This window comes from Simplicispira psychrophila DSM 11588, from assembly GCF_000688255.1.
Taxonomy (GTDB): Bacteria; Pseudomonadota; Gammaproteobacteria; order Burkholderiales; family Burkholderiaceae_C; genus Simplicispira; species Simplicispira psychrophila.
Genome location: NZ_JHYS01000008.1, coordinates 32,282 through 57,648, shown reverse-complemented (window position 1 = coordinate 57,648; position 25,367 = coordinate 32,282). Strand labels below are relative to the sequence as shown.

The following is a 25,367-nucleotide window of genomic DNA, read 5'->3' as shown; positions in this document are numbered from 1 at the left end:
TTCTGGCATTTATCCGGGCGGCAAGTGCCCGGGCATCCTCGCCGCCGCACGCAACGGTGCCAGCAAATCAGACAGGCCGTTGTGGTCGATTTCGTGCATCAGCGCCAGCAGGCGGCCGATGTCGCCACGCGGAAAACCGGTGCGGGCAAACCAGTTCAAATAATCACCCGGCAGGTCGGCAATCATCCGGCCCTGGTATTTGCCGTAGGGCATGGGCACTGTCACCAGACGCTGTAGCTGGTCCGTGTCCATCACCTCAACCGCCTGCGCGCTTGACCGTGTAGTCCAGCGCTTTCAACGTATCCATCACGCGCTCGACGTGGTCGCCCTGCACCTCGATCACGCCATCTTTCACCGTGCCGCCGCTGCCGCAGGCAGTTTTGAGTTTTTTGCCTAGCTCGGCCAACGCCTCCGGGCCCAGCAGCGCGCCCTTGACCAGCGTCACCGCTTTGCCGCCGCGCCCCTTGGTTGCGCGCGAGACGCGCACGATGCCGTCGCCCACCGGCACCGGTGCGGCCTTGCAAACGCACTGCGCCTGCGGCTGGCGGCAGTCGGGGCACATACGGCCATGGTCGGTGGAATACACCAGGCCGCCCAGGCTGGCCAGATCACGCAAAGATTTCATAGGGTTAAAGCTTTTTTCCCGCCAGCGCAGGGGCGCCGAGCATGTGAAAGTTGAGCAGGCGCGTGGCCATGACGGTTTCGATAAAAAACAGCACCAAGGCGAGCAAGAACGACACCACGCCGGTCAAAAAGCTGCCCATCGCCCAGACGTTGCCCTGAAAACCCATGGTCTGTCCCAGGAACAGCAGCACGATGGTCATGCCAATCAGGAAACCGCACAGCGTGAGCAGGCCGATGCAGCCATTGGCCATGCGTCCGCGCGTGCGCAAGTAGCCCAGCTCCAGCAGGGCACGCGCCAAAAAGTCGGCGTCATCGCTGCTGTGGCGCGCGCGCTCTTCCAGCATCCGGGCGCGGTCGATAATGCGCGCCAGCCGCCCGGCCACTGCGCCGATCAGGCCGGCCACGGCCGTCAGCAAAAACACGGGCGCCACGGCCAGCTGAATGCCGTGGGTAAGGGAATCGGCGTCGATGACAAGGCTCATGGTGTGGGCGGGTGCGGTGCAGGGGGCATGATTATCGGCCAGCACAGCACGCCCCGGCGGCCGTGGCGCACAATGTCCGCCCTACCGGCCCCTGGGCCCCTGCCTTGGCGCAGCGCCTGCGGCCTGCAACATTTTTACCGCTCCACCATGCCTTTTGCTTCCCTCGGGCTCTCCCCGGCCCTCGCCCGCGCCGCTACTGAACTGGGCTTCACGGCGCCCACGCCGATCCAGACCGAGGCCATTCCGGCGGTGCTGCGCGGCGCCGACGTCTGGGCCTCGGCCCAAACCGGCTCTGGCAAAACCGCCGCCTTTGCCCTGCCCGCCCTGCAACGCCACCAAGATTTATCTCTGTCCCAGCGCCCCGGCGGCGGCGCGCGCCGTGTGCACACCCTGGTCATCGTGCCCACGCGCGAGCTGGCCGCACAGGTCGGCGAAGTGCTGCGCAGCCTGGGCCAGCACTTGGCACCCACGCCCAAAGTGGCGGTGGTGTTTGGCGGTGTCTCCATCAACCCGCAAATGATGGCGTTGCGCGGCGGCGCCGACATCATCGTCGCCACACCCGGCCGTCTGCTGGACTTGGTCCAGCACAACGCTTTAAAGCTCGCCAGCGTGCAACTGTTGGTGCTGGACGAAGCCGACCGCCTGCTGGATTTGGGTTTTGCCGACGAGCTGAACCGCGTGCTGGCGCTGCTGCCAGCGCAGCGGCAGACGCTGTTTTTCTCGGCTACCTTTCCTGACAGCGTCGAAGCGCTGGCGACGAGCCTGCTGCGCGAGCCTGTCCGGATCGAAGTCGCGCCCATCGAGGCTGGCGAAAGCGGCGCCGCCACCATCCTGCAACGCGCCATCGCCGTCGATGACAAACGCCGCACGCAACTGCTGCTCAAGCTGATCAAAGACGAAGGCTGGCAGCGCGTGCTGGTGTTCGTCGCCACCAAATACACCGCCGAACATGTGGCCGAAAAGCTCTACCGCGCCAAAGTATTTGCCACACCGTTCCACGGTGATTTAAGCCAAGGCGCACGCACGCAGGTGCTGGACGAGTTCAAGGCCGACCGCTGGCAAGTGGTGGTAACGACCGACTTGGCGGCACGCGGCATCGACATTGCGCAGCTGCCGGTGGTGGTCAATTACGACCTGCCGCGCTCAGCCGTGGATTACATCCACCGTATCGGCCGCACCGGCCGCGCCGGCGAGAGTGGTTTGGCCGTGAGCTTGGTGACGCCCGCCAGCGAGGCACATTGGCACCTGATTGAAAAGCGCCAAGGGCTGAGTTTGCCGCTGGAACACATCGCTGGCTTTGAGCCGCTAGAAGTCGCGCCAGCACCGCAGCCGGGCAGCGGCGCCGGTGGTGTCAAAGGGGTGCGTCCGAGCAAGAAGGACAAACTGCGCGCATCGGCGGCGGCTGCCGCCAAACTGGCCGAGGATGGCGCCAGCAACTGACGCTGGCGGCGCGTGCTTCAATCGGCGCCACAGCACCAGCTTCAGCGTCTTCGACGCAGAGGTATTGGTGCTGCACACAGAAGTCTAAAAAATATGAACTCCCTCAAATTCGTGGCCATTGTCCTGGTCGTAGGCGGCATTCTTGGACTGGCCTATGGTGGCTTCAGTTATACGAAGGACACCACGGTGGTCAAGTTGGGTCCGCTTGAAATATCCGCAAAAGAGAGAAAAACGGTCAATGTTCCGATGTGGGCGGGCATAGGAGCCCTCGTGGCCGGCGGGCTGTTGCTGGTGCTGGGCAGCAAGAAAGGCTGATTTCGACCTTAGATGGCAAACAGCCATCCGGCACCTGCGCACAGCAAAACGACCAAGACGGGCGAGAGACGGGCATAGACCAGCAGTCCGAAGCCAGCCAAAGCAAGGCCGAAATCGGCTCTGGAGTGGATGGCGCTCGTCCACACCGGATCGTAAAGCGCCGCCCCCAACACCCCGACGACCGCCGCGTTAACCCCAGCCATAGCGCGTTGGACGCTATCGCGCTGGCGCCAGGCCTCCCAATAGGGAAGCGCGCCGACCACCAGCAGGAAGGCGGGCATGAAGATGGCCACGAGCAACGCGATGGCGCCTATCCAGCCCCCGAACGGACTGCGCATGGCGGCACCCAGGTAGGCAGCAAACGTGAACAACGGGCCTGGCACGGCTTGCGCCGCACCGTAGCCCGCCAGGAAGACATCGCTGGACACCAGCCCACTGGGCACCACGCCGGCCTGCAGAAGCGCAAGCACCACATGCCCGCCACCAAACACCAAGGCGCCTGCTTGATAGAACGTGGCCATGACAGACAGCGCCGGCGAGTGCACAGCGGCAGCCACGAGCGGCAACGTTACCAGCAGCACCATGAACAAGCCCAGCAGAACGCCCCCGGTCACCTTGCTCACCCCACAGTCACGGTGCTGCGCTGCAGGAAGCTGGCCCAATGTCAGCATCCATCGGCCCACGATGCCGCCGACGACGATGGCGGCCATTTGCCCTAGGGCCGAAGGCACTGCAAGCACCGACAGTGCGGCGACCACCGCAACGCCCGCGCGCAGCCGGTCAGGACACAAGGCTTTGGCCATGCCCCATACCGCTTGCGCAACAACGGCGACCGCAGCCACCTTCAGGCCGTGGACAGCACCCGATTGCGCGAGAGCCGTCCATCGCGTGACACCGACCGCGAACAGGATCAGCGCCATGGCCGAAGGGAGCGTGAATCCTACCCATGCGGCCATCGCACCGGCCCAACCGGCACGGCCCAATCCGAGTGCAATACCCACTTGGCTGCTGGCGGGACCCGGCAAAAACTGGCACAGCGCGACCAAGTCCGAGTAGCTCTTCTCTTCAAGCCAGCGGCGGCGCTCAACGAACTCGGTACGAAAATAGCCGAGGTGGGCCACCGGCCCACCAAAGGACGTCAGACCCAGCTTGAGAAAGGCGATAAAAACCTCAAATCCCGTGCCGCTTGGGCACATGGCGCCCACCCCATCAGCGACAGGTGGTGCGGCGGATTCTGGCTTGCATCGATGCGACAAGGTTTATCCGCCTTGAAGGCAGGCGCTGCGGACCTCAGTCACCGGTATATGGCGCGGCCGTGGGCGCATCGACCGACTTGTCGGTCGCACCTTCTTTGCCCGGTGGCGTCTGGCGTTGGCCGTGGCAAGACAGGATCTCGATATAGAACTGCGTGCCTTCTTCTTTGACCAAGGCATCGATCAAGGCAATGAGTTCGCCCACGCGCGCCGGCTCGGCGGCGGCTTCGGTGGCGCCAAACTTGCAGTTGAAGTCCCAATAGTCCACGCCCTTGGGCAGGACGCGGCCGCGTTCGCGCTTGAGGTATTTGCGGATTTCGTGCTTGGTGGCCTCGAGCACACGGTCGGGGTTTTTACCTTCGGGGCGGAGCTGGAATGTTTTACGCATAATTTTTGGTCTTTCAGGGGGCGGAGAAATCGCCCTCAATGGACGCCTACCGGGGCGTGATTATCGGCCGGCTCGGCAAAGACCATAAAAGACCCGCTATCCTGCCGCAGGACTTATTTGACATTTGATGCACACCACCCTCCCCACCCCCAGCAAAGAGCAGATTGCGCTGCTCGATCCTTTTGAGCGCCTGGACCTGGATCGCATTGATCTGGTCACCACTGCCCCACAAGCCGACAAGGCCTGCGCCGCATTGGCTGCGGCCACGGTCTGGGGTTTTGACACCGAATCCAAGCCAACTTTTGTCAAAGACCAGGTCTCTGACGGCCCGCACATCGTGCAACTGGCGACGCTGGAGCGCGCCTGGGTATTCCAGCTGCACGACCCCGGCTGCTGCGCGCGGGTAGCTGAATTGCTGGCGTTGCGCGGCGTGATCAAGGCCGGTTTTGGCTTGGGCGATGACCGCAAACGCATCCTCAGCAAGCTGGGCGTGGAGCCGGCCGATGTGCTGGAACTGAACAGCATTTTTCGCCAGCGCGGCTACCGCAAGGACATGGGCGTCAAAGGCGCCGTGGCGGTGCTGTTTCAGCAGCGCTTCATGAAGTCCAAGAAGGCCGCCACCTCGAACTGGGCCAACCCGCACCTGACGGAATCACAACTGCTGTACGCCGCCAACGACGCCTGGGCGGCGGCGCGGGTGTTTGCGGCGTTGGGTCTGGATTGAAACCAGCATCATTAAAATGATAGCTATCAGCGCTTTATTCCATTGGGTTTCAGGTATTTTTATATCTGAAACCGTCTAAACACCAGCGCTGACAGCTCACTTTTTTAAATACTGGCCGCCAGCCGCGCCGCTTGATCAATGGCGCGTTTGGCGTCCAGCTCGCCGGCTTCCAGCGCGCCGCCGACCAGATGCACCTTGCGGCCTTGCGCTTGCAAGCTGTCAGCCAGTGCGCGCAGCGGCACTTGGCCGGCGCACAGCACCACGTTGCCGCAAGCAATCCAGGTCGGGTTGCTGCGCTGCTCACCATACGACACCAGCAGGCCCTCGTCGCCAATGCGCTCGTAGTTCACACCGTCCAGCATTTCAACGTCTTTCATCTTCAGTGCTGCGCGGTGAATCCAGCCGGTAGTCTTGCCCAGCGACGCGCCCAGCTTGCCCTTTTTGCGCTGCAACAAAGTGACTTGCCGTGCCGGCGGCGTGGCCTGCGGGCCGTTAGGTGCCAGACCGCCGCGGGCCTGCGCCGGGTCGGTCACGCCCCATTCGGCCTGCCACGCTGGCAAGTCCAGTGTGGTCGAGTGGCCGCCTTGCACCAAAAACTCCGCCACATCAAAACCAATGCCGCCCGCGCCGACCACCGCCACGCACGCACCGACCGGGGCGCCGCGCTGCAATACGTCGATATAACTCAGCACCTTGGGGTGCTCTTGGCCGGGAATGCGCGGGTCGCGCGGCGTCACACCGGTGGCAACGATGACCTCATCAAACCCGGCCAAGTCGTCCGCCTGCACCCGCTGGCCCAAGTGCAGCTGCACCCCGGTGTCCTGCACGCGGTTCGCCAGGTAGCGCAGCATTTCGTAAAACTCTTCCTTGCCCGGCACTTTTTTAGCCATGTTGAGCTGGCCACCGATCTCGTTCGCCGCGTCAAACAAATGCACCTCGTGCCCGCGCTCGGCGGCCACCGTGGCGGCCGTCAAGCCTGCCGGGCCAGCGCCGACCACCGCCAAGCGCTTGCGGGCCGGTGGGGTGATGGGGCGGTACACCAGCTCGGTCTCATGGCAGGCACGGGGATTGACCAAGCAACTGCTGGTGCGGTTTTTAAACACATGGTCGAGGCAGGCTTGGTTGCAGGCGATGCAGGTGTTGATGCGATCAGCGCGGCCTTGCAGCGCTTTTTGCACAAACTGCGCATCGGCCAGCAGCGGGCGTGCCATCGACACCATGTCGGCGCAGCCGCTGGCCAACACGCCCTCGGCCACCTCGGGCGTGTTGATGCGGTTCGAGGCTACCAGCGGCGTGGCGATGCCAGCAGCGGCAAACTCGGCCTTCATCTTCTGCGTCACCCAGGCAAAAGCGGCGCGCGGCACGCTGGTGGCAATCGTCGGCACGCGTGCCTCGTGCCAGCCAATGCCGGTGTTGATGAGGGTCGCGCCGCCCTGCGCCATGGCTTTGCCCAGCGTGACGATTTCATCCCAAGCGCTGCCGCCGGGCACCAGGTCGATCATCGACAGGCGGTAAATCACGATGAAGTCCTGCCCGACCGCCTCGCGCGTGCGCGCCAAAATTTCGACCGGCAAGCGCATCCGCTGGCTGTAGTCACCGCCCCAAGCATCGCGGCGCAAGTTGGTGGCCGACGACAAGAACTGGTTAATCAGATAACCCTCGGAACCCATGATTTCCACGCCGTCGTAACCCGCCTCGCGGGCGCGCACCGCGCAGCGCACAAAAGCACGAATCTGGCGCTCGACCCCGGCCGCCGACAAGGCAAACGGCGTGAACGGCGTGATCGGTGACTGCAGCCGCGACGGTGCCACCGACAGCGGGTGGTAGGCGTAGCGGCCGGTGTGCAAGATTTGCAGCGCAATTTTTCCGCCTTCTGCGTGCACCGCGCGTGTCACCACTTGGTGGCGCCGCGCCGCAGCCGCGCTGGCCAGCGTGCCGGCCAACGGCTTGGTCCAGCCGGCCATATTGGGGGCAAAGCCGCCCGTCACCATCAGCCCGACCTGGCCTTGGGCGCGTTCGCGCAGATAGGCTGCTAGGCGCGTCAGGTCGCGCCCGTCTTCCAGCCCGGTGTGCATCGAGCCCATCAGCACGCGGTTTTTGAGCTGGGTAAAACCCAAGTCGAGCGGTGCCAGCAGGTGCGGGTACAGAGCCAAGCCGGGTGCTTGTTCGGTGGAAGAAAATGTCATGGAGCGGTTTCCGTACAAAATGGGAAGTTCTAGAACTAATTTCTAGAACTTTATTCTAGAATCATCTTCTATGGCAAGCCGTACTTCCCCCACCCCAGCCTCTACCGTCCCCCCGGAGCTAAGCAATCGCCGCCAAGACATCCTGGACGCTGCCCTCGCCTGCGCCACGGCGCACGGCGTGGACGCACTGTCCATCGAACACCTGCGCGCGCACTGCGGGGCCAGCGTCGGCAGCATTTACCACCACTTTGGCAACAAGGAAGGCGTGGTGGCGGCGCTGTTTTTTGACATCTTCAAGGCGCAATCGCGCAGCGTGCAGGCGCAATTGGACGCCGCCGTGGATGCACAAGGCGGCGTGCGCGCGCTGGTCACCGGCTACCTCGACTGGGTGGTGGCGCAGCCGGCGCAGGCACGGTTTTTGTTCCAGGCGCGCAACCCGGTCGCCACCGGCCCACGCGCGCCCGACCTAGTGCTGGCCGCGCAGCAGCGCCACCAAGCGCTGCGGACATGGTTTGAGCCGCACCGGGCATCGGGTGCCGTGCGCAGCCTGCCGTGTGAGCTGCTGCCGTCGCTGGTGATGGGACCGGTGCAAAGCTACTGCCGCGCCTGGCTGGCGGCACCCGACGGCCTCGGCGCGCTGCCGTCGCCCGACACCTACCGCGAAGAGCTGGCCGCTGCGGCGTGGCGCGCAGTGCGGACGTAAAAAAGGGCGTCGTAGCGCCCTGGATGATTTTTCTGGCGTGCCTTACAGCGCCTTGGCCAGTCGCGCCACACCTTCGCGGATTTTCTCCACATCCGCCGTGGCAAACGACAGGCGCAGCGTAGCGTTGTCGGCCTGGGCGCAATAGAACGGCGCGCCCGGCACAAACGCCACCCCCTGATCGATGGCGCGCTGGGCCAACAATTTGCCGTCGGACTCTTTGCCGCCGGCCCCGGTCAGACGCACCCAGAAAAACAGGCCACCCTGCGGTTGGACAAACTCCACCGCATCCCCTAACTCCTTGCGCAACGCGTCGCCCATGGCTTGGGCGCGTTCGGCATACACCGCGCGTACTTTGTTCAAGGTAGCCGGCATCCGCCCGGCCTGGAGGTACTGCGCCGCCGTGGCCTGGGCAAAGGTGCTGGTGTGCGCGTCGCTGAACTGTTTGCACATGGTGGCGTTAGCGAGTAAATCGGCCGGCGCAATCATCCAGCCGACGCGTAAACCGGGCGACAGCACCTTGCTCAGGCTGCCGCAATGCACCAGCAGCTCGCGGCTGCCGGGCACGCTGGCCGACAAGGCCAGCAGGCTGGGCGGTGGAGCCTCGCCAAAGTACAGGTCGCCATACGGGTCGTCCTCAACAATCAGCGTCTGGTACTTGACCGCCATCTCCAGCACCTTTTTGCGCCGCTCCAGGCTCAGTAGCGCGCCGCTGGGGTTGCCGAAGGTGGGAATCAGGTAAACAAATTTGGGCTGGTGCTCGGCAATGAGCTTTTCCAGTTCATCCGTTTTGACGCCGTTACCGTCGATGGGCGCGCTGATCAGCTCGGCGCCGTACAGCCGAAAACATTGGATGGTGGCCAGAAAGGTCGGGCCTTCGACAATCACCTTGTCACCAGGATTGATCAGCGTCTTGCCGAGCAAGTCCAGCGCCTGCTGGCTGCCGGTAGTGACGATCAGGTTCCCGGGCGCCACATCCTGCGCGCCTTTGCTGGCCATGAACTGGGCCAGCTGCTCGCGCAGCGGCTGGTAGCCCTCGGTGGCGCCGTATTGCAGCGCGGCACCGGGCTCGTCTTGCAACGCCTGCTGACTGGCAGCGCGGATGCCGTCCACATCAAACAGCGCGCTGTCTGGAAAGCCCCCGGCAAAGCTGATGATGCCGGGCTTACCCAGCAGCTTGAAGAGTTCGCGGATAGCAGAGGTTTCGACGTTATTCAGGCGGTCGGCAAAGAGCATGGGCGGCTTTCAATCAAGAAAAAACAGGCAAAACAGGCAAAACAAGGGCAATGAGCACTACAAAGACTGGCGTGGATTGTCAGCCAATTCCTGCATCCCTTTGCGCTTGCGGCTGACCACGTCGCAGCGTCCAAGCAGTCATGCTGAGACCAGTGCCATTCACTTTTAAAGGTCCACAATGAAATTTTCCTGTATCTATCGCGCCCTGCAAGCCAGCGCCTTGGCCTCGGCCGCCCTGCTGATGCTGCCCGCAGGCGCACAAACCACCACGCCCGACATGCCTGCAGCCACTGCGGCCCCTGCTGCCCAGTCAGCGCCAGCCACCCACCGTATGCACAAGCAGCGGCACCGTGCTGAGCGGCACAATGCACGCCACAACGCTCCCATGCGGCACCACAACCAACGCGGCAGTGGCGTAGAGCCGGCCAATGCCAATCGCCTTGCCAGCGACTCGGGCGCTACGACAACGGACTACCAGCGCAATGCCTTGGCCCGTTGCGACGTCTTCAAAATGCCAGAAGACCACAAGGCGTGCATGGAACGTATGCGCCAGGTGCCAGACGGTAGCGTGCAAGGGGGAGGATTGCTCTGGGAATACTCCTATGAAGTGCCCGCCAACGGCTCTTAAATAAGGGAGGGGCTGGCCGCCCGAACCTAAAAAACCACAGCGGGCTGGCTCCTAGCGAGCTGTTCGCAGTGTCATAAACTGGCACCCATGTCCATTGAACTTTCCAAAGCCGCCCATACGGCAGCCCTTGTCTCCTTGGAGCGCTACTTTCTGGAAGAAAACGGCGAACCTATCGGCAATATGGCCGCCGGTGCGCTGTTGACCTTCTTCCTCGCAGAAATCGGCCCGGCCATTTACAACCAAGCTATCGGCGACGCACAAGAGAGCCTGCAAGCGCGTGTGGCTGAGATCGATATCGAACTGCACGAAACGCCGTTTGAATATTGGAGCAAGCGCAACCGCAAGCGCTGACACGGCTGCTGATTTCCGTCATGAAAACTGCGCTGATCCAGCCTTTCTTTGCCACCCTGAAGGCGGCCAATCCGATGCCGAACACTGAACTCGAATACACCACCGTGTTCGAGCTGCTGACGGCCGTGCTGCTGTCAGCCCAGGCCACCGACGTGAGTGTGAACAAGGCCACGCGTCAGTTGTTCCCCGTGGCCAACACGCCGCAAGCGATCCTGGATTTGGGACAAGAGGAATTGGAGAACTACATCCGCACCATCGGCCTGTTCCGCAGCAAGGCCAAGCACTTGCTGCAGACCTGTCGCCTCCTGGTCGAGCAGCACGCCAGCGTGGTGCCGCGCACACGCGAAAAACTCGAAACCTTGCCCGGCGTCGGCCGCAAGACCGCCAATGTGGTGCTCAACGTGGCGTTTGGCCAGCCCACCATGGCGGTGGACACACACATTTTTCGGGTCAGCAACCGCACCGGCCTGGCGCCCGGCAAGACGCCGCTGGCAGTAGAGAAGCAGTTACTCCAGCGTGTGCCGCCCGCATACGCAGTGGACTCGCACCACTGGTTGATTTTGCTGGGGCGCTATGTCTGCCAAGCGCGCAAACCGCGCTGCTGGGAGTGCGCGGTGGCAGCGTATTGCGACTTCCAACCCAAGACGCCAGCGCCGTAAATTCACCCCCCTTGGCTGCGTCGCGCCAGAATCGTTTGGCCGCCCGCTGTGCTCAATACCAACGCGCCGGTGCTGTCGATGCGGTAGCTGGCCACTGTCGGCAACAAGTCCAGCAACTTGCGCTCTTGGTGCATCAGCGCCGGCGGGCACATCATCATCGTGGTGCCTGCGGGTTTTATGCGCAACTTGGTCGCCTCTGCCTCATATCTGCCCAGGATGCGGTTGCAGGTGGCGCTGCCGGCCAGCCGGCCATCAGGTAAAAATTGCAGCGTCACATGGCTGTTATCGATCAGACCACCGCCAGCAATAGCCTCAATCACCCACGCCTGGCCCAACAGTGGCGTTTTGTCATGCGCCATCAGGTGATTGGCTACCGCGCGGTAGGCGGGCAGGGAAGTCGGGTCGCTGGCAGCATTGGCAGCCACAGGATGCGAGGCAAAGCGCACGATGACCATATCGGCCTTGGGGTCCACCCAGAGGGTCTGACCATGCACGCCGCGCGCGGCATAGGCGCCGTGGTCGTCGTTACTGATCCACCACAGGCTGGCGTAGCTCCAGCCGGGCAGCAGCTTGTAGTCGGCCCTGGCAAAAATGTCTTTTTTTCCGCCATGGCGGATGTGGGCAATGGCTTCTGGCGGCACGAGTTGCTCGTCACCCCAGCGGCCGTCGTTCAGCATCAGCTGGCCCAGCCGCGCCATGTCGCGCAACGTGGCGTTGAAGCCACCGCCCGCAAACGGCGTACCGATCGAATCGACGGTATAGAAGGCCTCGCGCTCGGTGCCCAGGCGACTCCAGAGGCGCTCGGACAACTCTTGTGCCACCGATTTGCCAGTGGTGCGGGCAATCAGCCAGCCCAGCGTATCGGCATTGACGGTCTTGTAGCCAAACGCTGCGCCGTGCTCGCCCTTCTTCTTCACCGTCTGCAAGAACTCGAAATAGCTGCGCGGCCCGGTATAACCGGGAGGCGGCGGCAAGGGGCTGCCGGCCTTGGCATACGTCCAGACCTCGGCATTCGGGTCAGCGTAGTTTTCCGAATAGTCCAGCGCGGTGGTCATGTCCATGACCTGGCGTACGGTGGCGTCGCCAAAGGCGCTGGCTTGCAGCTCGGGGATCAGCGTACCGACCCGGGCATTTTCGTCCAGCTGCCCTTCGGCCACCAGCACCTCGGCCAGCAGGCCGGTCAGCGACTTGGTGACCGACATGGCGCCGTGCAGCGCTTGGGGACCCAGACAGCCGTCATAGCGCTCGTACACCACGCGGCCATGGTGCAAAACGATGACGCCATCGCTGTAGTTGGCATCAAATGCGGCCTTCCAACTCATCTTTTTGTCTGTGCCCAGCGGCGTAAAGCTGACCTGGTCCAGCGACGCATCCAGCGCCGTGGGTAGGGTGCTGGCGCCCTGGCTGCCGTTGTCCACGCCGACCGTCGGCATCAGTTGGCGAAAGTTGCAGACCGTCCAGCGCAGCTTGGGGAAGGCGAAAAAATCAGGGTCGGTAAAGCGGATCGTCTTGTCGGCAGCGGGTGGAGAGCCCTGCATCCAGCCCATGGCCTGGGGGCTGGATGCCTGGGCGGACATCGGTGCGGGCGCTTGCGCCATGGCTGTACCTCCTACAGTCAGTGCGACGGCCAAGGCCGGTGCGAGCATTTTTTTCATCATGTATTCCTTGGTGCAGGGTTGCTTATCTTGCCGCCAGACTCAGACAGCCTCGTCCCGCTTTTGCAGCTTGCGCTGCGCAGCATTTGTGTGTGTGAAAGTGTCCAATGGGCATCGACGAAAGGCATTGCTGGGTTTCAGTTCAGATCAAACGCCCGCTTGAAGTCGGCCATTGGCAGATCAAAAGGCTTGGGGCCGCCACCGCCGGCGTTACTGACCAGGATAGTCAGCTTGCCAAAGCGCTGCACCGTCTGCGCAATCAGCTGCGCCAGATCCTCCTCACGCGTCACATCGCAGGTCACGGCCTGACCACCCTGGGCCGTAATGCCTTCGGCGATGGCTGTCGCGGTGGCGGCAAAGGTTTCGGCAATCACGCGGCCAATACCGGCGCCGGTGCCGGTAATGACGGCAACTTGGTGGTCGAGGCGGAAATGGGCTCCTTCATACATGGTAATGACTCTTATGAAGGACTGGCTGCTTTTAAAAATGTGTATGCATACGAACATTTCAACCCAAGCGAAAAAATTCAATTCGTACATTATCGTACGATTAAATTAGTACAAAAATGTACGTTTTATATAAAATCCAAGCCATGCAAAAAACCCAGAAACGTTCAGACGCCCAAATGCACCGCGCTTTGCTACTCGATGCGGCCGACAAGGTGTTCTCCGAGCACGGGGTACATGTTGCGCTTGAATTGGTCACCGCGCAGGCGGGCGTGAGCCGAGCCACGCTGTACCGCAACTTCCCCGACCGCGACGCCCTGATGGGTGCGCTGCTAGAACGCTCTTTTGAAAAACTCGAAGCACACGCCCAGCAGCTGGAAGGCCGCGGTGATGCGCTGTTTGGTGTGCTGGAACACATGGCCCACTTGGTGGCTGACTCGGCACCGGTGTCCGACCACTGGCGCACCGCCGACCGAGGCAGCCCCGTGCTGGCAGACGCCCAGCGGCGCCTGACGCGCCTGGTCAAGCCGTTGTTGCAGCAGGCCATTGCCGCCGGCCTGTGCCGCGCCGACTTCACAGCCAAGGATGTGATTCTGGTCTCCAGCATGATCGGCTCGGGCCTGCGCGGACGCACCCGGGCCGAGCGCCGCAGCCTGTCGCGGCGCGCCTTACACCTGCTGCTGGACGGCCTGCGCGCTACCAGCACCGCGCCTTGCACACCCTTGCCCACACCACCATGAACGCCCCCAAATCATCGGCCCCGTGCCCGATTGGGAGGAGCACGAAAAACCCAGCATGCCCGGCTCGCCCGCCTCGCTCGTTCATTCCATACCAGTACGCATTGCCTACGCCTGCGTGGCGGTGCTGATTGGCCTGACAGGCGGACTGGGCGCCGGTCTGCTGGCAGCCAATCTGCCCGCCATCGCCGGACAGCTGAGCTTGACGTCCATGCAGGCCACTTGGTTGCCTGCGGCCTATGTGATGGTGAGCGTCACCGCCAACCTGCTGGTCTACAAGTTTCGCCAGCAGTACGGCATCCGTCTTTTTGCAGAACTGGGCCTGGGGATGTATGCGGCGCTGGCCTGGGTGCTTTCTCCGTCGCTGATGGACGCCGGCGACTGGCGCACCCTTTACCTGTTCGAGGGGGGCTGGCGCTGTGTACGCTGGCCGCCGTGGTGGTGCTCAAGCTGCCAGTAGGCCTGCGCATCCAGGTGCTCGAACGGCTGGATGATCCTGTGGGGCTGGCATCTAGGCCCCTTTGCCACCGCCCTGGAGCGCACTGACAACGCCTACGTGCGCGGGCAGATCACCGTACTGGCACCGCAGGTCAACGGTTACGTGGTCGAAGTGCTGGCGCACGATTTTGAAAAGGTCCAAGCCGGCCAGGCGCTAGTGCACATCGATGACCGCATCTACACCGAGAAGGTGCACGCCGCGCAGGCGCAATTGCAAAGTGCGCGCGCACAACTGGCCAACGCCGCGCAGACGCAGGCACAGAACCAGGCCAACCTGGGTTCGCGCGGAGCCAGTCTGATGGCAGCGCAGGCCGAAGCCAGACGCGACCAGGCAGCCTTTACCTACCGGGGCGCCGCGCTGGCAGCGTTTGCCGAGGTAGAAAACGCCCTGGTCGGCGTCGAACGTCTGCAACAGCAAATGCACCACGCCGTGCAGCGCCGCGACGTGCTGGCACGCTCGCTGCAATACGCCAAAGACCGCTACGACGCCGGCTACGCCCCCTACCTGGAACAGCTCGACGCCCAGCGCGCCCTGTACCAGACCGAAATCGAAGTCATCAACCTGCGCCAGTCACAACTACTGAACCAGCTGAGCTGGTACAAGGCGCTGGGGGGGCGGGTGGAGTGCGGACGCTCCGTGAGCTAAAGAGAGTTAAGTTTTGATAGCTATAACCGCATCTCACACGAGCGTTTTAGGCCTAAAAGACTTGAAGTTTTCAGGCCTGCGTCGCCACCCCTGCCGCTTCAAAACTCGCCATCTCGCGCAGGATGGCGCAGGCGGACTGCAGCAGCGGCCACGCCAGTGCCGCACCTGAGCCTTCGCCCAAGCGCAGCCCCAAATTGAGCAACGGCTGAGCGCCGAGCTGGGCCAGTATCAGCGCATGACCCGGTTCAGCCGAGCCATGCGTGAACACGCAGCGCTGCAAAATATTCGGCTGCAAACGCGCGGCGACCAGCACGGCGGCGCTGGTGATGAAACCATCCACCACGATGACACGGCGCTCCAGCGCGGCTTGCAGCACTGCACCCGTGAGCGCAGCGACCTCAAAACCGCCGAGCGCGGCCAGTGCGTCCAGCGGCTCGATCGCATCGGCGTTAGCTGCCAGCGCTTGCTCCAACACGGCACGTTTGCGCGCCACACCGGCTACGTCTAGCCCCGTGCCGGCGCCGGTGCAATCGTCGAGCGACACGCCACACAGCCGCGCCAGCAGCAGCGAGGCCACCGAGGTGTTGCCAATGCCCATTTCACCCAGCAGCAGCGCGTTACCGGGCAAACCGCGCACCACCTCGCGACCCGCCTCTATCGCCTGCGCGCACTGCGCCGCGCTCATCGCCGGGCCAGTGGAGGCGTCTTGTGTCCCCGGCGCCACCTTGCGCAGCAGCAATTGCGGCTGACCAGGCACAGCAGCGCGCGGCGCAAAGTCGCGCGCCACGCCGCAATCAACCACGGTCAGTGCCAGCCCATGCTGGCGTGCCAGCACGCTGACCGCCGCACCACCGGCAAGAAAGTTTTCCACCATCTGCCAGGTCACATCGCTCGGAAATGCAGACACACCGCGCGCTGCCAAGCCGTGATCTGCCGCACAGACCAGCATTTGCGGCTGCTCCAGCTGCGGCGCTTCGCTGCCCAGAATGGCACCAATGCGCACGGCCAGGCGTTCAATGCCGCCCAGGGCGCCGAGCGGCTTGGTCTTGTTATCGATGCAATGTTGCAGGCGCGTGGTAAGGGCTGCGTCGTGCAAATCGGTAATGCTGGGGATGGCGGAAGTAGCAGAAACAACAGAGAAGAGAGTCATAAAAAATTATCAAGGTTGAATGAGGGAAGACAGCACACCCGGCGCAAAGTGCTTCTCTAGCGCGTCGGCCAAGCCGTCGAACACGTTGTCCAGCGTGCGCACCGGGGCGCCACGGGTTGAACCAAACAGCGCCTGCAGCGCAGCCGGGTCCTCAAACAGGCCGTGCAAATACAAGCCGAGCACATTACCGCGCACGTTTTGCCACGCCAGGCCGGGCAGCACGACACGCGCCACGTCGCCAGCGGCAGCCATGGCCGGGTGCTGAGCGGTTTGGCCGTGGTGGATTTCGTAACCGGACACCTGCACGCCCGACAGTTTGGCCCACGGGCCAGCGGTCAGTTCGCCAAAGCGCGCCTGGGTGTGGCGCACGGTTTTAGTCGATTCAAACAGCGTGACCAGCGGCAGCAGCCCCAGGCCGGGACCGTTGCCGTCGATGCCTTCGGGGTCGATCAACGCCTCGCCCAGCATTTGCAGGCCGCCGCAGACACCCAGCACCGCTCCGCCCTGTGCGGCGTGGGCAGCAATCGCGCTGTCCAGCCCTTGCGCGCGCAGCCAGGCCAAATCAGACGCGGTGGCTTTGGAGCCGGGCAGCACCACCCAGTCGCTGGCTTGCAAGCCCGCCAGATCGGCCGGACTGCGCGCCCATAACAGGCGCACGCCAGGAATATTCTTCACCGGCTGGAATTCGTCCAGATTGCTGATGCGTGGATAGGCGATAACGGCCACGGTGGTATGGATGGCACCAGCCACCACGCTGCGATCGTCAAACACCCCGTCCTCTTCCGGCAGGCCGTGCTGCCACCACATTGGAATGGTGGCCACGGTGGGCACGCCGGTCAGTTCTTCAAGCATTTGCGGCGCGGGGGCCAGCAGAGCGGCATCACCGCGAAATTTGTTCAGTACAAAGCCGCTGATCAACGCACGCTCGTCCTCGGGCAAAAGCGCCCAGGTGCCGTACAGGTGGGCAAAGGCGCCGCCCCGGTCGATATCGGTCACCAGCAGACAGCGGGCGTTGGCATGGCGGGCGACGCGCAGGTTGACGATGTCGCTGGCGTGCAGGTTGATTTCTGCCGGCGAACCAGCGCCTTCGATAACGACCACGTCGTTTTCGGCGCGCAACGCGTCCAGCGCGGCGGCAATCTGCGGCCAGACCTTTTCGCTGCGGCTACGCCAGGGCAGCGCGGTCAATTCAGCGCTGACCTGCCCCATCAGTACCACTTGGCTATGCGTATCGGCCTCGGGCTTGAGCAAGAGCGGATTCATGCGCACCTCAGGCACGGCGCGCGCAGCCAATGCCTGGAAATATTGGGCGCTACCGATTTCGCCCATCACGTTGCCGGGACCGGGCACGACGCGTGCGTTGTTGCTCATGTTTTGCGCTTTGAACGGCGCCACTTTCAAGCCCTGGCGCGCGTAGTAGCGGCACAGCGCCGTGGTCAGCCAGCTTTTGCCGGCGCCGCTGGTGGTGCCGAGCACCATGATGCAGCGGGCGGGGTCAAGAATAGTTTTTTGTAGAGGGTCAGTCGCTGTCATAGAGTTCATTGTGGTGAAGGCGGCGCTGTGAATGCATACCAAGGTATCACTCCAGCAGTTCCCGAATCATCGGCAGCGCCAACTCGGTGGCGCGTTCCCCTTCATCAATGGCAATACTGCCCCGGTGAAAATCCATGGCGCCGATGTCGGGCAGGCGCGGGCGAATCATGGCATCGGCGGGCTCGCCGGCCAGGCGGCTTTGCGTGATGCGCACCTGCATGATGTTCAGGCTGGCACTCATCACGCCGAGCATGGAAGGCATGTCTGGGTGGTTTTGTGCACCGTTGAAAGGCCAGAGGCGTGCCAGCAGCGCCTCCATCCGGCCACTGTGCGTCAGCGCTGTGGCCTGCTTGATCTGCTCGGCATCCTTGTCTGCAGCCGCCTGCGCCCGAACCGGCGGGCGTCGACGCGTCACCAGTTCCCAGTTCAAATCAACCGCGATCACGATGTCGGCGCCCATGGCGCGGCACAGCGACACGGGCACCGGGTTAACCAGGCCACCGTCCACCAACAAACAACCTTCTCGCACCGCCGGAGTAAACACGCCAGGCAAGGCAATCGAGGCGCGCACGGCTTCGATCACCGAGCCGCTGCGCAACCAGACCTCGCGCCCACTGACCAGGTCGGTAGCGACGCAGCCAAACGCCTTGGGCAACTGCTCGATGCCCGGGTCGGCGTATTGCGAACGGAAAAAACTCACCAGCTTGCCGCCGGCCATCAGCCCGCCGCCCATCTTCCAGTCCAGCAGCCCCATCACCGACCGCCACTTCAGGCCACGCACCCACGGCTCCAGCCGGCCATGCTCGCCAGCAGCATAGGCAGCGCCGACCAGCGCACCTATGGAGGAGCCGCAAACGATGTCGGGAGCTATGCCGGCACGCTCCAGCGTCCGGATCACGCCAATGTGCGACCAGCCGCGCGCCGAGCCACTGCCGAGAGCGAGACCGATACGCGGAGGTGTGGATCTCACAAAATCTTTCTTATTGTGGGCGCCGTTGCGCTATTTCTTGGCTATGTCGGCAATGGCACGGTACAAATAATCCGAACCATAGTCCTTGTTGTGCGGCGAAAGCCTGAATTTATCGTGTGCGTTCGGCTGGTCACGGTATTTGTCTGGTGCCATCGACAAAAAATAAGGCGAAACAAAACTGGCGCCACCCTGCTGCAAGTCGTGCAGCACTTTGACCGGCGCAGCATTGTCTTTCCAGGACTGCGTGTGAAACTCAGGGACACCGAAAGTTTCTCCGGGCTCCAGGTAATGGCGGCGCAGAAGTTCGATGCTGGCTGATCCACCATAGAGGTTAATCCCTTTTTTGTAGCGGTGCTTACCCGTCAGGCTGGCGTCCGAAGCAAACAGCACCGGGTTCCAGCCGCCCACCGTGGCAACGGCAATTTGGTGGGTGAACAGCCGCTGGCTTGGCAGGCCCGCAGCGACGCAGGCATCGAACCAGTCATCGTAGGCCTGCGTAACCTGCGCCGATCGGAAATCCAGCCAGTCGCGGGCCAGCGGATTGTAGAAAACGGCCAATTCTTGCCCGGGACGATCTAAATAAAATTTCAAGTCTTTGGGCGGCCCAGCAGCGGTTATTTTTTTTCCCAAATCATTGATCGGCGCCTGGCTATTGCCCATGACCGACAGCGACCGGCGTGCCAGCTCATAGTTCTTGGCCCCTTCCAGCATCACTTGGATCGTGTACTTGCCCCGGGGCAAACGGCTGAAATCCAGCAGATAGCGAAAACCAAGCTGTGCCGTTTGGATATCTGGCAAGGCTTCATAAACGTCTTGCCGATTCAGTCCATATTCCGCCAACCCTACAGCCGCTCCATTCAAGTAGACGCGGATCTGCTGACCTGGCGCAAGCTTCTCCAGCCATCCTTCAATCGGCACTACGCCATGGGCAAAGCTGTCAAAGTGCTCACTGAAATGGCCCAATCGATTGGAATGGATGCTCTTGGACGGAGGCTCGACTTGAGAAAAATCTTTGAAATCCGATCCCAGTGCCTTATTCAAGGCCGGTACATCACGGTAGCGCTGGCGTAGCCAGCCCTGAAAATTCTGCACGATGGCAGGGCTGTAATCGGTGATCCGGATATTGTCAAATCGCCCCATGCCAGTAGAAAAATCATCGTAAAAATGGTGCAGCTCGCCGGCCAAGGTAAAGGCGATGATTTTGTTGCGCGATTTAAGCGGCAGGCTTGCATACCATTTCCCCACCTTGTCCAAAGCGCTTTTGCGCTGCTGATTGGTGGTGGTCGGTGTTTGCAAGCTCAAGCTGATCGGCGCAATCGAGCGCTGGAAATATTTTTCCGTTGGGATGGACTGGTCAGCAAACCGTGCCATCGAGTCAGCCTGGATCGGCGGCTGGGCATGGGAACCAGCAAAGTGATTGGCAAACAGATAAATCACCGCAGGACGATCCAGCGTGTGTAGCGCCTGCGTGAGAAAACCAAAGGGGTTGAAGACGCCGTCTTTCGGATGCTCCAACAAGTTAATACCGATGGTGTAACCCACCTGCACCCTGCCCTTGGCACCGCCCGGCTCCAGGGCATTCAGCGCAGCGGCCAGCTCTTTAACGCCGGAATCATTGCGCTGGGCGCAATGGGCAATGGCCAGTCCCAGCTTAGGCTCGACCAGCCCGGCCTTGCAATAGCCTTGGCCCTCGATCATGGGAGCAATGACAAAAGGCGTCGCAGGTGCTGACGGTGTTGCTGACTGAGCGGCACACGGCAGCTCCAGTGCACCCCAAGCCAGCATGGCACATACATGCCAAGCACGTAGGGGGTTTAAATGAACGGTTCTGGACATGGAAAAAAAGATGCCGAAACGCTTTAAGGCGTAGCACTGAAGAGTGCTTTCAGGGCGCAAAAAAAGGAGGCTAGTGTAAGTGAATGCTTCAAAGCAGCCGCCACGCGCGCCGCAGGGCCGCCTGCGCTGCGGGGGGCAACACGCCCAGACGCACCACGCCGGGCAAGCCGAACGAGGTACAATCGCGCAGCTGGATGCCGTGGGTGCGCAGTTGCAGTAAACCGGATTGCAAATCCGGCAATTGCAGGTGGGCACAAAAATAATTGGCTTGGCTGCCGGGCAGCACCGTCCAGCCCAGGTGGGTGCACAGGGCTTGCTGCTGCGCCTTCCAGTCACGCAGCACCGGCAGGCACTCGGCCAGCCAGCGCTGGGTACCGAACGTGACCCAACTCTCCAGCAAGGCCACGCCATGGGCACCGACGGGCCAGGACGGTGCCAGGGCGATGAGCGCGGCAACGGCGGCTTCTGCACCCGGCGGGCCGATAGCGTAGGCGGCGCGTACGCCCGTCAGGCCGAGTGCCTTGTTGGGCGTCCACAGCTGCCAGGCAGTGGCACCGATGTCGGGCAGGTCCAAGGCACGGTCGGTATGCAGACGCAGCGGCCGGTATGCGCAGTCGAGCACGCACCAGGGAGGCGCTGCATCCGGCAGCTGCAACGCGCTGCGCCATGCGGCCCATGCCGGATCAACGCCGCCGAGCGGGCTGGATGGCTCGCACGCCCAGTGCAGACGGGCAGCGCTCCAGCCAGTCTCTGGGGGTCGCAACACCTGCAAACCACGCGCCTGCGCCGCCTGGGCGTAGTCGCCGTAGCTGTACGCCGGCAGCGCCACGGCGCGGGCCCCCTGCTGCGCGGCCAATGCAGTGATGCGGTGGATGAATTCACTGGCGCTGGCGGCCAGCACGATGCGCTCAGGGGCTACACCATGGAACGCTGCCAGCCGTGCACGCAGCACCGTGTACGCCGGATCCGGGTAACGGGTGGCGTCGGCCTGCTGCACCTCTGCCAGCGTGGACGGACACGGGCCGCAGGCGTTGCTGTTGGTAGAAAAATCGTACTGCACTGGACCGCGCGCGTCCGGGCCACCGTGCACCGGGCCAGCGCTGACTGGTGCTAGCGATACACCGGGCTTATTCACCATGGCGCAACGCCTGCAGAACTATAAAAAATAGAGCTACAAGCGCAATCAGGATAAGCGTTATAGCCACTTTTGACACTATTTTTTGCGCCTGCGCAGCATCGCGCGCCGTGGGTGCGCGCCCCTCCTCATGCAGGCAATATGCGCCGGGTTTGGATAGGCGCACCCCCAGCGCCAGTGCCATCGCTGCCATTGGCCAGCCGCTGTTGGGCGACGGCGTTTTGCGTGCCTCTTGCGCCAGCGCACGCAGCGGCACGCTGCCGCCCACCAGCGCCAACAGCAGCGCGGTGATGCGTGCCGGCAGCCACGACAGCACATCGTCGGCGCGTGCCGCCCATTTGCCAGCCCATTGCCAATAGCGCCGGTGATCGCCCTGCCCGCGCATTCCGGGGTAGCCCCACATGGCGTCGGCGGTGTTGGCAAAGCGATACAGCGCCGCCCCCGGCAAACCCAGCAGCACAAACCAGAACAGCGGGGCGACGACCGAATCGTTCAGGTTCTCGGCCAGGGTTTCGATGGCACTTTGGCGCACTTCTTCCGCACTGAGCTGCGCCACATCGCGGCTGACCAGCCAGGCCAGACGCGCACGGCCGGCCTCCAGCGATTCGGCCAGCGCGGCCTCGACCGCACGCACCTCGCTTTGCAGCAGCGCCAAGGCCATCAGCGGTTTGAGCAACAGCGCGAGTGCCACCACAGCCAACGGCATGGGCAATTGCAGGGCCAGCCACTGCAAGCCATAAGCCGCTATCAAAACCAGTGCTGCCAACGCACACCAGGCAATGGCTCCCAGCCAGAAACTCCGGTAATCCTGCGCCCGGGGTGCCAGGGGCGCCAAGCGCTGGCCGCACCCGTCCAGCGCACGCCCCATCCAGACCACAGGGTGCATCGGCACAGGCGGCTCACCCAACCACCCATCGACAGCCAAAGCCAGCGGCGGCACACAAACCAGCACGACCACAGCCGGCCAGCCGGCCCAGAAGTGCAGTACCAGACCCACATGATCAAATTCAAAAATCCCCATGCGCCGATCCTACTTGCCCCCGCAGGTGTGCAGCAGCGACTGCCATCGGTAGCTGTTCATGCACCTGTTCAGCTGCAAGAGCGCGGGTGCCATGGACCGGCATTGCGGCCAAAGGTGGCGGTTTGCTTTCCTGGACACTACGATCGTGTACTGTCCCGTGCTTTTTCATTGCTTTTTCATTGCTTTTTTCATCCATGCCTCTTGTCGAATTCACTGCCCTGCTGGCCTTGGCGACAGCCATGAGCTTCTCGCCGGGGCCCAACACCACGCTGTCAACCGCCCTGGCAGCCAACCGGGGCTTGCGCCCAGCGATGCGTTTTGTGTGTGCGGTGCCGGTGGGCTGGTCGGCGCTTTTATTGCTGTGTGCTGGCGGCGTGGGTGCGGTGGTGGTGGCCGTACCGGCGCTGCGCTGGGGCATCAAGGCGGTCGGTATCGGCTACCTGCTGTGGCTGGCGTGGAAGCTCAGCCAGAGTGCAAGTCTGGGCGAAGCCGACGCAGCGCGCATGAACGTCGGTTTCTGGCAAGGCGCGGCGCTGCAGTTCATCAACATCAAGGCTTGGCTGCTGGCGCTGACCATCGTCGCCGGCTGGGTGACGGGGCGCAGCGACAGCCTGCAGCGCCTGGCCGTGGTGCTGCCGGTGATGGTGTTCTTTGCCTTCACCAGCAACTTCACCTATGCCGCCACCGGCGCGCTCTTGCGCCACTGGCTGGCACAGGGCACACGCCTGCTGTGGTTCAACCGCACCATGGCGCTGGTGCTGGTGGCCACCGCAGCCTGGATGGCACTGTCCTGAAGGCAGTTTTCTTTTTTTTCTTTTTTTCTCTCTTTGACCCCCAAGGCACCGCATGACGACACCCTTTGACTGGACGCTGGCGACACGCGCCGCCAAGATGAACCCTTCGGCCATCCGCGAAATCCTGAAGCTGACCGAGCGCCCCGGCACCATCAGCCTGGCCGGCGGTCTGCCCTCGCCGCAGACCTTTCCCATCGACCTGTTTACCCAGGCCTGCAACACCGTGATGGAGCGGGACGGTGCCGCCGCGCTGCAGTACGCCGCCAGCGAAGGCTATGAGCCCCTGCGGCGCGCCGTGGCCGACATGCTGCCCTGGGCCGTGGATCCCGGACAGGTGCTGATCACCACCGGCTCGCAGCAGGCGCTGGACTTGATCGGCAAGGTGCTGCTGGACAAGGACAGCCGCATGTTGGTTGAAACCCCCACTTACCTGGGCGCGCTGCAGGCCTTTGCGCCGCAGGAGCCGATTGCCGTGGGCGTGGCCAGCGACGATGACGGCCTCTTGGTGGAGGACTTTGCCGCCCAGGTCGGCAGCGGTGTCGACAAGGCGCGCCTGGCCTATGTGCAGCCCAATTTTCAGAACCCTACCGGCCGCACACTGAGCGAGCAGCGCCGCACCGCGCTGGTACAGCAAGCGGGCGCATTGGGTATTCCGCTGATCGAGGACAACCCCTACGGTGATCTGTGGTTTGGCACGCCGCCGCCCGCACCGCTCACCGCACGCAACCCCGACGGCTGCATTTACCTGGGATCGTTCTCCAAAGTGCTGGCGCCGGGCCTGCGCGTGGGGTTTCTGGTGGCGCCCCAGGCGGTCTACCCCAAGCTGCTGCAGGCCAAGCAGGCGGCCGACCTGCACACGCCGGGCTTTAACCAGCGCGTGGTGGCCGAGGTGCTGAAAGACGGTTTTCTGGAGCGCCATGTGCCCACCATCCGCGCGCTCTACCAGCACCAGCGCGACACCATGCTGGCCGCTCTGGCGCGCGACATGGCCGGCCTGGACGTGGCGTGGACACGCCCGGCCGGCGGCATGTTCCTGTGGCTGCGCCTACCCGAGGGCATGGATGCCCAGTCGCTGCTGCCTGCGGCTGTGGCACGCCATGTGGCTTTTGTGCCCGGCGCGCCGTTCTACGCCGGCGCAGCCGACCCGCGCACGCTGCGCCTGTCGTATGTGACGGCTAGCAGCAGTGAAATCGACACCGCCATTGCCGCGCTGGCCGACGCCATCCGCGCGCAACAGGCGGCTGGCTAAGCGCCGCCACTGGAAGCCTGCTGGTGCTGTAGCAAATCCATGGGGGACAAGTCCAGTACCCACTGGCTCATGGCACAGACAACGCGTGGTAGTGCGACGCTCCCCAGTGGACGGCCCAAGCGGCGCAGCGGCCGAGCGGCTGGCGCGGGTCGTCAAAGTCCAGAATCACCCGGTGCTGTGCTGACGGCGGGGGCTGCAGCTGCTCCAGCGTGCGGCCGTCGGTCAGCAGCCACAGCCAGCAGTCGAGCGGGCCTTGGCGGCGCAGGGCGCGTTGCAGCAGTTGTTCGGCTTGCGCCAACGCCTGCGCTAACGGCGTACCACCGCCGCCGCCGACGGCGCGCAGGCACCAGCTGCCGGATGCGCGGGCACGGCCCGGCGCCAGCAACAGTTGCACGCCGTCGCCGCCCAGTTGCAGCAGCGCCACGTCGTCGCCTTGCTGTGCCGCTTGGGCGATGAGCTGCGCGGCGTGGCCTTTGGCCAGCGCCAGCCGGCCTTGCGCGCGCATCGAGCCGGAGGTATCCAGCACGATGCAGTGCAAGCGGGCGTGGTGCGCTGGCAGCGGCAGGCGGCGCAGGTGTTCATGTTGCAAAGCCTGCGCACCTTTGGCCCGCAGCGTCGGTAGCCAAGCGATAGCACCAGCCTCCGCCGCGCCTGCATCACCGGTCGCCGGCGTGGCGAGGCTGTCCACCGAGGGGTTAGGCCACCGCCGCC

Annotated in this window: 29 protein-coding genes; 12 read left to right on the top strand and 17 right to left on the bottom strand. The window is 63.4% G+C overall.

Going from position 1 to position 25,367, the window contains the following annotated elements:
* Nucleotides 1-9 precede the first annotated feature (9 nt).
* The 3 genes from Q390_RS0109845 to Q390_RS0109835 are packed head-to-tail and all read right to left on the bottom strand — an operon-like array spanning nt 10 to nt 1,106.
* Entirely contained in the window at nt 10-252 is a 243-nt protein-coding gene (locus Q390_RS0109845; protein ID WP_027995909.1) for a DUF3820 family protein, read from the bottom strand.
* Between the two features lie 4 nt (nt 253-256).
* A complete protein-coding gene (locus Q390_RS18130; protein ID WP_037472668.1) occupies nt 257-625 on the bottom strand; it encodes a translation initiation factor Sui1 in 369 nt (122 codons plus the stop codon).
* 4 nt (nt 626-629) lie between these two features.
* Nucleotides 630-1,106 carry a DUF2721 domain-containing protein gene (locus tag Q390_RS0109835; protein ID WP_027995908.1) on the bottom strand — a complete coding sequence of 159 codons (477 nt, stop codon included), beginning with the start codon at nt 1,104-1,106 and terminating at the stop codon, nt 630-632.
* A 147-nt stretch (nt 1,107-1,253) separates the two neighbouring features.
* Between Q390_RS0109835 and Q390_RS0109830 the strand changes: the two genes are divergently transcribed.
* A complete protein-coding gene (locus Q390_RS0109830; protein WP_027995907.1) occupies nt 1,254-2,546 on the top strand; it encodes a DEAD/DEAH box helicase in 1,293 nt (430 codons plus the stop codon).
* 93 nt (nt 2,547-2,639) lie between these two features.
* Nucleotides 2,640-2,861, top strand: coding sequence for a hypothetical protein (locus Q390_RS0109825; RefSeq protein WP_027995906.1), 222 nt, complete (start codon nt 2,640-2,642; stop codon nt 2,859-2,861).
* Nucleotides 2,862-2,869: 8 nt separating this feature from the next.
* Here the strand turns inward: Q390_RS0109825 and chrA are convergent, their stop codons facing one another.
* Nucleotides 2,870-4,057, bottom strand: coding sequence for a chromate efflux transporter (gene chrA / locus Q390_RS0109820; protein ID WP_051603163.1), 1,188 nt, complete (start codon nt 4,055-4,057; stop codon nt 2,870-2,872).
* Nucleotides 4,058-4,151: 94 nt separating this feature from the next.
* Nucleotides 4,152-4,502, bottom strand: coding sequence for a DUF6172 family protein (locus tag Q390_RS0109815; protein ID WP_027995904.1), 351 nt, complete (start codon nt 4,500-4,502; stop codon nt 4,152-4,154).
* Between the two features lie 127 nt (nt 4,503-4,629).
* Between Q390_RS0109815 and Q390_RS0109805 the strand changes: the two genes are divergently transcribed.
* Nucleotides 4,630-5,226 carry a 3'-5' exonuclease gene (locus Q390_RS0109805; protein WP_027995903.1) on the top strand — a complete coding sequence of 199 codons (597 nt, stop codon included), beginning with the start codon at nt 4,630-4,632 and terminating at the stop codon, nt 5,224-5,226.
* Between the two features lie 104 nt (nt 5,227-5,330).
* Here Q390_RS0109805 and Q390_RS0109800 read toward each other — a convergent pair whose 3' ends face one another.
* Nucleotides 5,331-7,412, bottom strand: a complete 2,082-nt coding sequence (locus Q390_RS0109800) for an NADPH-dependent 2,4-dienoyl-CoA reductase (RefSeq protein WP_037472666.1) — start codon at nt 7,410-7,412, stop codon at nt 5,331-5,333.
* Between the two features lie 70 nt (nt 7,413-7,482).
* Here Q390_RS0109800 and Q390_RS0109795 point away from each other — a divergent pair, with 70 nt between their 5' ends.
* Nucleotides 7,483-8,115 carry a TetR/AcrR family transcriptional regulator gene (locus tag Q390_RS0109795; protein ID WP_027995901.1) on the top strand — a complete coding sequence of 211 codons (633 nt, stop codon included), beginning with the start codon at nt 7,483-7,485 and terminating at the stop codon, nt 8,113-8,115.
* Between the two features lie 42 nt (nt 8,116-8,157).
* Here the strand turns inward: Q390_RS0109795 and Q390_RS0109790 are convergent, their stop codons facing one another.
* Entirely contained in the window at nt 8,158-9,348 is a 1,191-nt protein-coding gene (locus Q390_RS0109790) for an aminotransferase-like domain-containing protein (protein WP_027995900.1), read from the bottom strand.
* A gap of 178 nt (nt 9,349-9,526) precedes the next feature.
* Here Q390_RS0109790 and Q390_RS18125 point away from each other — a divergent pair, with 178 nt between their 5' ends.
* The 3 genes from Q390_RS18125 to nth all read left to right on the top strand — a co-directional run bounded on the left by Q390_RS18125 (nt 9,527) and on the right by nth (nt 10,986).
* Nucleotides 9,527-9,976, top strand: coding sequence for a hypothetical protein (locus Q390_RS18125; protein ID WP_051603162.1), 450 nt, complete (start codon nt 9,527-9,529; stop codon nt 9,974-9,976).
* An 87-nt stretch (nt 9,977-10,063) separates the two neighbouring features.
* Entirely contained in the window at nt 10,064-10,327 is a 264-nt protein-coding gene (locus Q390_RS0109780; protein ID WP_027995899.1) for a DUF2164 domain-containing protein, read from the top strand.
* A gap of 20 nt (nt 10,328-10,347) precedes the next feature.
* A complete protein-coding gene (gene nth / locus Q390_RS0109775; RefSeq protein WP_027995898.1) occupies nt 10,348-10,986 on the top strand; it encodes an endonuclease III in 639 nt (212 codons plus the stop codon).
* A 2-nt stretch (nt 10,987-10,988) separates the two neighbouring features.
* Here the strand turns inward: nth and Q390_RS18120 are convergent, their stop codons facing one another.
* On the bottom strand, nt 10,989-12,641 hold the full coding sequence (locus tag Q390_RS18120; protein WP_169737274.1) for a serine hydrolase: 1,653 nt from the start codon (nt 12,639-12,641) through the stop codon (nt 10,989-10,991).
* Between the two features lie 137 nt (nt 12,642-12,778).
* Complete coding sequence (locus tag Q390_RS18115) at nt 12,779-13,090, bottom strand: SDR family NAD(P)-dependent oxidoreductase (RefSeq protein WP_037472695.1); 312 nt, start codon at nt 13,088-13,090, stop codon at nt 12,779-12,781.
* Nucleotides 13,091-13,233: 143 nt separating this feature from the next.
* Between Q390_RS18115 and Q390_RS0109760 the strand changes: the two genes are divergently transcribed.
* The 3 genes from Q390_RS0109760 to Q390_RS0109750 are packed head-to-tail and all read left to right on the top strand — an operon-like array spanning nt 13,234 to nt 14,968.
* Entirely contained in the window at nt 13,234-13,827 is a 594-nt protein-coding gene (locus Q390_RS0109760) for a TetR/AcrR family transcriptional regulator (protein WP_027995897.1), read from the top strand.
* 22 nt (nt 13,828-13,849) lie between these two features.
* Nucleotides 13,850-14,284: a hypothetical protein gene (locus Q390_RS0109755; RefSeq protein ID WP_156949877.1), complete on the top strand. Its 435-nt coding sequence runs from the start codon at nt 13,850-13,852 to the stop codon at nt 14,282-14,284.
* Nucleotides 14,285-14,314: 30 nt separating this feature from the next.
* Nucleotides 14,315-14,968, top strand: coding sequence for a TolC family protein (locus Q390_RS0109750; protein WP_027995895.1), 654 nt, complete (start codon nt 14,315-14,317; stop codon nt 14,966-14,968).
* Nucleotides 14,969-15,038: 70 nt separating this feature from the next.
* On the opposite strand, the gene cobT is transcribed toward Q390_RS0109750, so the two are convergent.
* From cobT to Q390_RS19920, 7 genes are all read right to left on the bottom strand, one after another.
* Nucleotides 15,039-16,118: a nicotinate-nucleotide--dimethylbenzimidazole phosphoribosyltransferase gene (cobT, locus tag Q390_RS0109745; protein ID WP_051603161.1), complete on the bottom strand. Its 1,080-nt coding sequence runs from the start codon at nt 16,116-16,118 to the stop codon at nt 15,039-15,041.
* A 9-nt stretch (nt 16,119-16,127) separates the two neighbouring features.
* Nucleotides 16,128-17,597, bottom strand: a complete 1,470-nt coding sequence (locus Q390_RS0109740) for a cobyric acid synthase (protein WP_027995893.1) — start codon at nt 17,595-17,597, stop codon at nt 16,128-16,130.
* Nucleotides 17,598-17,697: 100 nt separating this feature from the next.
* Nucleotides 17,698-18,621 carry a patatin-like phospholipase family protein gene (locus tag Q390_RS0109730; RefSeq protein ID WP_027995892.1) on the bottom strand — a complete coding sequence of 308 codons (924 nt, stop codon included), beginning with the start codon at nt 18,619-18,621 and terminating at the stop codon, nt 17,698-17,700.
* Between the two features lie 30 nt (nt 18,622-18,651).
* Nucleotides 18,652-20,517, bottom strand: coding sequence for a beta-galactosidase (locus Q390_RS0109725; protein WP_156949876.1), 1,866 nt, complete (start codon nt 20,515-20,517; stop codon nt 18,652-18,654).
* A 28-nt stretch (nt 20,518-20,545) separates the two neighbouring features.
* The gene (locus Q390_RS0109720; RefSeq protein ID WP_051603160.1) at nt 20,546-21,595 is read right to left on the bottom strand and encodes an aminotransferase class I/II-fold pyridoxal phosphate-dependent enzyme; all 1,050 of its coding nucleotides are present in this window, start codon (nt 21,593-21,595) and stop codon (nt 20,546-20,548) included.
* Entirely contained in the window at nt 21,585-22,613 is a 1,029-nt protein-coding gene (cbiB, locus tag Q390_RS0109715; protein WP_051603159.1) for an adenosylcobinamide-phosphate synthase CbiB, read from the bottom strand. The genes Q390_RS0109720 and cbiB overlap by 11 nt, the downstream gene beginning before the upstream one ends.
* Entirely contained in the window at nt 22,600-22,809 is a 210-nt protein-coding gene (locus tag Q390_RS19920) for a hypothetical protein (RefSeq protein WP_156949875.1), read from the bottom strand. The genes cbiB and Q390_RS19920 overlap by 14 nt, the downstream gene beginning before the upstream one ends.
* Here Q390_RS19920 and Q390_RS0109710 point away from each other — a divergent pair.
* Together Q390_RS0109710 and Q390_RS0109705 are read left to right on the top strand one after the other, a co-directional pair.
* Nucleotides 22,808-23,407, top strand: coding sequence for a LysE family translocator (locus Q390_RS0109710; protein ID WP_027995888.1), 600 nt, complete (start codon nt 22,808-22,810; stop codon nt 23,405-23,407). The two genes, Q390_RS19920 and Q390_RS0109710, sit on opposite strands and share 2 nt — an antisense overlap.
* 52 nt (nt 23,408-23,459) lie before the next feature.
* On the top strand, nt 23,460-24,656 hold the full coding sequence (locus Q390_RS0109705; RefSeq protein WP_027995887.1) for an aminotransferase-like domain-containing protein: 1,197 nt from the start codon (nt 23,460-23,462) through the stop codon (nt 24,654-24,656).
* 67 nt (nt 24,657-24,723) lie between these two features.
* On the opposite strand, the gene Q390_RS0109700 is transcribed toward Q390_RS0109705, so the two are convergent.
* Nucleotides 24,724-25,344, bottom strand: a complete 621-nt coding sequence (locus tag Q390_RS0109700; RefSeq protein WP_245606895.1) for a vWA domain-containing protein — start codon at nt 25,342-25,344, stop codon at nt 24,724-24,726.
* Nucleotides 25,345-25,367: the final 23 nt, after the last annotated feature.

What these genes read in the sequence shown, in the direction of transcription:
- Q390_RS18120 (WP_169737274.1), bottom strand. Translation starts at nt 12,641, where the DNA reads ATGAAAAAAATGCTCGCACCGGCCTTGGCCGTCGCACTGACTGTAGGA.
- Q390_RS18130 (WP_037472668.1), bottom strand. Translation starts at nt 625, where the DNA reads ATGAAATCTTTGCGTGATCTGGCCAGCCTGGGCGGCCTGGTGTATTCC.
- Q390_RS0109835 (WP_027995908.1), bottom strand. Translation starts at nt 1,106, where the DNA reads ATGAGCCTTGTCATCGACGCCGATTCCCTTACCCACGGCATTCAGCTG.
- Q390_RS0109720 (WP_051603160.1), bottom strand. Translation starts at nt 21,595, where the DNA reads ATGGTGAATAAGCCCGGTGTATCGCTAGCACCAGTCAGCGCTGGCCCG.
- Q390_RS19920 (WP_156949875.1), bottom strand. Translation starts at nt 22,809, where the DNA reads ATGGATGAAAAAAGCAATGAAAAAGCAATGAAAAAGCACGGGACAGTA.
- Q390_RS0109790 (WP_027995900.1), bottom strand. Translation starts at nt 9,348, where the DNA reads ATGCTCTTTGCCGACCGCCTGAATAACGTCGAAACCTCTGCTATCCGC.
- cbiB (WP_051603159.1), bottom strand. Translation starts at nt 22,613, where the DNA reads ATGGGGATTTTTGAATTTGATCATGTGGGTCTGGTACTGCACTTCTGG.
- Q390_RS0109830 (WP_027995907.1), top strand. Translation starts at nt 1,254, where the DNA reads ATGCCTTTTGCTTCCCTCGGGCTCTCCCCGGCCCTCGCCCGCGCCGCT.
- Q390_RS18125 (WP_051603162.1), top strand. Translation starts at nt 9,527, where the DNA reads ATGAAATTTTCCTGTATCTATCGCGCCCTGCAAGCCAGCGCCTTGGCC.
- Q390_RS0109740 (WP_027995893.1), bottom strand. Translation starts at nt 17,597, where the DNA reads ATGGTGCTCGGCACCACCAGCGGCGCCGGCAAAAGCTGGCTGACCACG.
- cobT (WP_051603161.1), bottom strand. Translation starts at nt 16,118, where the DNA reads ATGACTCTCTTCTCTGTTGTTTCTGCTACTTCCGCCATCCCCAGCATT.
- Q390_RS0109795 (WP_027995901.1), top strand. Translation starts at nt 7,483, where the DNA reads ATGGCAAGCCGTACTTCCCCCACCCCAGCCTCTACCGTCCCCCCGGAG.
- Q390_RS0109705 (WP_027995887.1), top strand. Translation starts at nt 23,460, where the DNA reads ATGACGACACCCTTTGACTGGACGCTGGCGACACGCGCCGCCAAGATG.
- Q390_RS0109710 (WP_027995888.1), top strand. Translation starts at nt 22,808, where the DNA reads ATGCCTCTTGTCGAATTCACTGCCCTGCTGGCCTTGGCGACAGCCATG.
- Q390_RS0109815 (WP_027995904.1), bottom strand. Translation starts at nt 4,502, where the DNA reads ATGCGTAAAACATTCCAGCTCCGCCCCGAAGGTAAAAACCCCGACCGT.
- Q390_RS0109825 (WP_027995906.1), top strand. Translation starts at nt 2,640, where the DNA reads ATGAACTCCCTCAAATTCGTGGCCATTGTCCTGGTCGTAGGCGGCATT.
- chrA (WP_051603163.1), bottom strand. Translation starts at nt 4,057, where the DNA reads ATGTGCCCAAGCGGCACGGGATTTGAGGTTTTTATCGCCTTTCTCAAG.
- Q390_RS0109780 (WP_027995899.1), top strand. Translation starts at nt 10,064, where the DNA reads ATGTCCATTGAACTTTCCAAAGCCGCCCATACGGCAGCCCTTGTCTCC.
- Q390_RS0109800 (WP_037472666.1), bottom strand. Translation starts at nt 7,412, where the DNA reads ATGACATTTTCTTCCACCGAACAAGCACCCGGCTTGGCTCTGTACCCG.
- Q390_RS0109760 (WP_027995897.1), top strand. Translation starts at nt 13,234, where the DNA reads ATGCAAAAAACCCAGAAACGTTCAGACGCCCAAATGCACCGCGCTTTG.
- Q390_RS18115 (WP_037472695.1), bottom strand. Translation starts at nt 13,090, where the DNA reads ATGTATGAAGGAGCCCATTTCCGCCTCGACCACCAAGTTGCCGTCATT.
- Q390_RS0109845 (WP_027995909.1), bottom strand. Translation starts at nt 252, where the DNA reads ATGGACACGGACCAGCTACAGCGTCTGGTGACAGTGCCCATGCCCTAC.
- Q390_RS0109750 (WP_027995895.1), top strand. Translation starts at nt 14,315, where the DNA reads ATGATCCTGTGGGGCTGGCATCTAGGCCCCTTTGCCACCGCCCTGGAG.
- Q390_RS0109805 (WP_027995903.1), top strand. Translation starts at nt 4,630, where the DNA reads ATGCACACCACCCTCCCCACCCCCAGCAAAGAGCAGATTGCGCTGCTC.
- nth (WP_027995898.1), top strand. Translation starts at nt 10,348, where the DNA reads ATGAAAACTGCGCTGATCCAGCCTTTCTTTGCCACCCTGAAGGCGGCC.